Genomic DNA, 4,715 nt, shown 5'->3' on the forward strand with positions numbered 1-4,715 from the left:
TTATTACGCGATACCAACATTGCTGGTGCCCGTTTATCCGCATAAAAAAACACAACTAATTCGCAGTCTATTCCATTTATCTCAAAAGTGTCTTCAATTTCGCTTGGGTGAATTTTTTTCCCGTTATCGAGTATAATGACTTCTTTTGTACGTCCGACGATGTAAAAAAAACCGTCTTCATCCTCAGTCACAATATCACCAGTAACAATGTTGCCATTCGCCAGAAAAATTTCAGTGGATTCTCCATCTGGAAGATCGAAATAGCCTTGGGAAAGTGGCCATGGGCGATTTATCGACAATTCACCGTCCGCATTAATTAGTAAATGTGCCCTGTCCAGCGGCTTGCCAGTACTGCCCGGCTTGTAACTATCAAGGGTACTCCAAGTGATCATTCCGGTCTCAGTGGTACCATAAGCTTCTAACAGCCTAACACCGCCTTGCTCATAGTGGTTAACTGTTGCCCTATCGATCGGTGCCATACCGGTAATACAAAACCTGATATTGCCTCCCATCAATGCATTTAGCGTTACGTCTTTATTCTCACGCATCTTAAAGACCTGTACCACTGTACGGTAAAACACTGGTGGAGCAATCAGAAAGGTTGGTCTGAAGGCCTGCATCGCAGGGAAAACACTCTTGTAATCACACAGGCACAGGCTGGCGTTGCTAAGCAGGCAACCATATACTGACAAACGTTGCTGAAAATTGGCCAAAGGCAAAAATATCAGATGACGGTCTCGCTCACTGAGCTGGTAATCCTGAATAAAACGTTTAATGACGAAATCAGCCCCCTTTTTACTTATAATCAGCCCTTTATCATGGCCAGTAGTCCCAGAGGAGTATACCAATGACAGACAGTCCTGATTAAAGAAGGGACACTCTCCACGTTTGATGATTACTTCATCACCAATTTTTACAGGATTTTCTGCCACGGTAATATCCAGTGCACCCGTGGCAATTAGCAATGGATCATTTGCGATCAGTAATGCCAGCGAATGTTCAGTAAGAAAATCCTCTAACATACTGAATTGAGGTTTTTTATTAAATGCTTTCAATCTAAGCCCACAGCGCATCGTGGCCAAATCCCATAAGAGCCAACTGACAGTATTTTCTGAAAATATCCCTATCAGCGTTCCCTCTGCCAACGATAATGAATCCAGCCATGTGGATAAAAGAATGACTTCAGATTGAAAGTCGCTACCGGTACGGGTGATAAGGCGTCCGCCCTCAAAGAAACTAATTTCCCCCTGCCAGGCAATGTCGGGGTCAGACAACGTTTCGTAAAAATGTTTCATTCATCCCTCCTCGCATTAATTCATTTTTTATCCGCTGAAAACCCTGTTCATTCAGATACAGATTAATTTTCACATTGGTAAGCATGTCATAAGGCTGCATAGCGTTATCCCATTCCACTGTGAGAGAAACTTGCGTCATCACAGGCGTCAGTACACTCAGCCTAAGCTGCCTTATGCAGCTTTTCCAGATGAATCCTTCTGCTGCCGTGGAGACAAAACCGTCCTCCAGCAACCCCGTTAGATTTTTCCAGCAGGCACGGTCATCTCCTAAGTTTCCATAAAAGTTTACCCATTGATCGCAAGGGTAGTGTGTCCGCCCATCACTGAATGGGTCAAACAACGCGGGGTAATCCTGTACCTGCTTTAAAACGTTGTTGATAGGTGTAGGTAATATGAGTTCAAAAGAAGCGTGATTAAGGCTCCAAGTCGCAATATCAATATTATTAATCTTGTTCAAAACACCATCGAGAGTATTGCAAGCTTTTATCAGATTGTGCGGCTGGCTATTTAATGGCGGTTGAACCCGTAGGACATTGAGGTTATACAAACAATAGGAAGAGGTGACATCATTCTCGTAAAGTAAACGTAACGCCAGGCCAACCATAAGCGGAGAGGTAAAATGAATACCGAACATCAATCCATCACCGCTGATTTTGCTGATAAGCAACGGATAATTTTTCGCCAAACGCTTCAGTTCCGGCAGTAACATACCTGAGAGCATGTTGATATGGGCGAGAAATGATGGCGTTGAAGCCGTCCTGAGTACTTGACGTGCGAGCTGGCAACTGACAGGATTTCCTCCAAGACTTGAACCAAATGAGGAAGGATGGTCATTCAGAACACCCCACAGTTCACGCCTAGCGAGCACTGCAGAAATCGGCAAGATGCCACCACCAAATGCCTTGCCTATGCACATAATATCCGGAACGACCTGGTATTTTTGAAATGCGAATAGATGACCAAGACGCCCAAACGCCGTCTGCATTTCATCAAAAATCAGACATGTACCCTGCTGGCGACAGCGCTCTGCAATAAACGGTAAATAGCCTGCGAAAGGTGTGTTGACTCCACCCTCGGCCTGAACAGGTTCGATAATTACAGCCGCTATTTCATCTGTTAATGCCGCATCCAATGCTGCTTTATCCCCAAAGGGGACGATGACAAAGGTATCTGTCATCAAACCCGGATAGACTCGATAATGTTCTTCCCTTCCTGCAGCGCTGAGCGTGGCAATAGTTTTACCGTGAAAACAGTTTTCAAAGGCGATGATTTTTTTCCTGCGCGTCACCGCCATCGCTATTTTAAAAGCGTTATCAATAGTTTCTCCGCCACCATTGGCAAAATAGCAACAGTCAAAATTATTGCCAGTCGCCTCAATCAATTCATCTGCCAGCTTGATAGAGGCCTCTTCAAACATTATCTTTGTACTGTTAATGTTCTTACTGGCTATTGCCTGCCTGAGAGCATCGGTGAATTGAGAGTGGTTATAACCAAATGATTGATTACCATATTGATCAAATAGGGCATAGAATTCACGGCCATTCTCATCCATAACAAATTCGTCCTCGCCGCGCATTTGGATACCGCACCCCATCAGATAAGATAAGCGGGCGTAAGAAGGGTGATTAACTTTTGCCTTTAGCTCTGCTAATAACTGGCGCTGATTTTTTCGCCCTTCAACCTGATGAGTAAAATACAGTTCCGGCTTATCAGTGTCTCGATAAATCGCATAATCATTATAAAAATAATGCAGAAGACGTTTTTGTACACGGCTCCCACGTAGATAAAGACTGTAGGATTGACTAATATCCAGCAATCCAATAATACTGAGAGGTGCTCCAGTAAAACGTGGATCTCTATAGGGATGACAGGCAGCAATGAATCCAATATTTTTATAGTAATAATGTAAATCTTGCTGGGTGCCATCAGCAAAAAAATCGCCAAGAATATGCGTGGCACCTCTATTAACGGCATAAATAAGCGCAGCACGCATCATCGCAGGTCCGAGTTTATCATTGCGTACCGTAGGCAATGATATAAGATGGCCAAATTCGTACAGATGGTGTTGAGGACGACGGTATTTACTCAGATCTGCAAATTCGTCACAGGGTAAACCTATAGGTGAATCAGTAATTACTTTGACCGTAGCTACTGGTTGATTGTCAATTTTTGCAATGATATAAACGCAATAATTATCAAACCTGTCAAATGAGGATAAGGTGTCATCAACATGATTTAGACGAGAGGCTTCTTCAACATAAACTTTATGTCTTATTTTAAGCACCTCAGTGAGGTCGCCAGTAGCCTTAATAACCTGCCATTCTATATTATTCATACCATCATCCTCTTCCTGCCTGAAATCGAGCAGCGAAAATAATGCCACTAATAATCAAAAACACTCCGAGCCATTGTACTGGGCTAAGAAGCTCATGCAGTAAAGGTATTGCCATCATCGCAGTTAGTAAGGGAATAAAAGGTGATAATAATGTTGCATGGTTGGCACCTATTTTTCTTATGCTGTAAGTAAATAGCAGCATAGCAACAATGGAACTCCCAACGCCTTGCAAAAGCCCCTGAATTAATATATCTCGCGTAGGAATAGCCGCCAGTTTGCTTAACCCTTGCAGGGAAAGATAAATTGGCACGTATAGTAGTGAAATGACCGATATTGTGGAGGTCAGTTCATAGGAGTCAGCCTGCCACTTCTTTGACAATAAAGTAAAAATTGCCCAAGAAACTCCCGATAAGAAAAACAGAATATCGCCGATAATGACTTGGTGATTCATTTGTAGAACGGAGACACCGGTAAAAATGAACAATCCAACAATGACAGCAGCATAGCTGCCAAGTTTAAAGAGTTTATCCCGCAGGCTTGATTCTTTCGCCAACGTCATTAATGCAACTACACACGGTACCGTACCTGTGTTAATGGCCGCAGCATGAGCTGCAGGAGCGTATTTCAGACCAAAATAGATCAACAACATGTAGGGAATACCTGCCACAATGGCAAGCAGTCCACCCTGCGATAAAGTCAGTACACTGCGCCCTGACGTTTTCCTTAGGAAAAAGAGTGGAAGCAAGAGCATACCGGCAATGCTGTAGCGAATAAATGCAAGTTCATAAATACCAATATTATTTTTAACGCCATATCTAGAGACAAGAAACATTGATGCATAAATTATCACAGCAACGATACCGGCAGAGACCCCCTTAATCCTGTTTTGCAACTTTAGCGATAACTTTGTCTTCAGCACTTTTTTCGTTTCGGATTCCAGATATGACATTTTTCATTGCCTCAATGTACGAATTTTCAGTATAATATTCACCACTTTTTTTCTCATTTACAATTTTTAAATTATGGGCGCAAACATTAGGGTATGAATGATGTTCAATATGATAGTTATTGTGATTGCTAATGTA

4 protein-coding genes are annotated in these 4,715 nt (G+C 42.7%); all 4 read right to left on the bottom strand.

Translation table 11 applies throughout. The features are described from left to right. On the bottom strand, positions 1-1,295 hold a 1,295-nt coding region (locus J1785_RS03185; RefSeq protein WP_217218788.1), incomplete at its 3' end, for an AMP-binding protein. After that, positions 1,267-3,630, bottom strand: coding sequence for an aminotransferase class III-fold pyridoxal phosphate-dependent enzyme (locus tag J1785_RS03190; protein WP_217158947.1), 2,364 nt, complete (start codon positions 3,628-3,630; stop codon positions 1,267-1,269). The genes J1785_RS03185 and J1785_RS03190, both read right to left, overlap by 29 nt. Before the next feature lie 4 nt (positions 3,631-3,634). Further along, entirely contained in the window at positions 3,635-4,579 is a 945-nt protein-coding gene (locus J1785_RS03195; protein ID WP_217218789.1) for a DMT family transporter, read from the bottom strand. Next, positions 4,506-4,715, bottom strand: a 210-nt coding sequence (locus J1785_RS03200) for a hypothetical protein (protein WP_217158942.1), incomplete at its 5' end; no start/stop codon positions are given. The genes J1785_RS03195 and J1785_RS03200, both read right to left, overlap by 74 nt.

Origin of the sequence: Rahnella perminowiae (assembly GCF_019049755.1) — a bacterium.
GTDB lineage: Bacteria > Pseudomonadota > Gammaproteobacteria > Enterobacterales > Enterobacteriaceae > Rahnella > Rahnella perminowiae.

Bases quoted from the DNA above. Each gene is read 5' to 3' on its own strand.
- J1785_RS03195 (WP_217218789.1), bottom strand. From the start codon at position 4,579: ATGTCATATCTGGAATCCGAAACGAAAAAAGTGCTGAAGACAAAGTTA.
- J1785_RS03190 (WP_217158947.1), bottom strand. From the start codon at position 3,630: ATGAATAATATAGAATGGCAGGTTATTAAGGCTACTGGCGACCTCACT.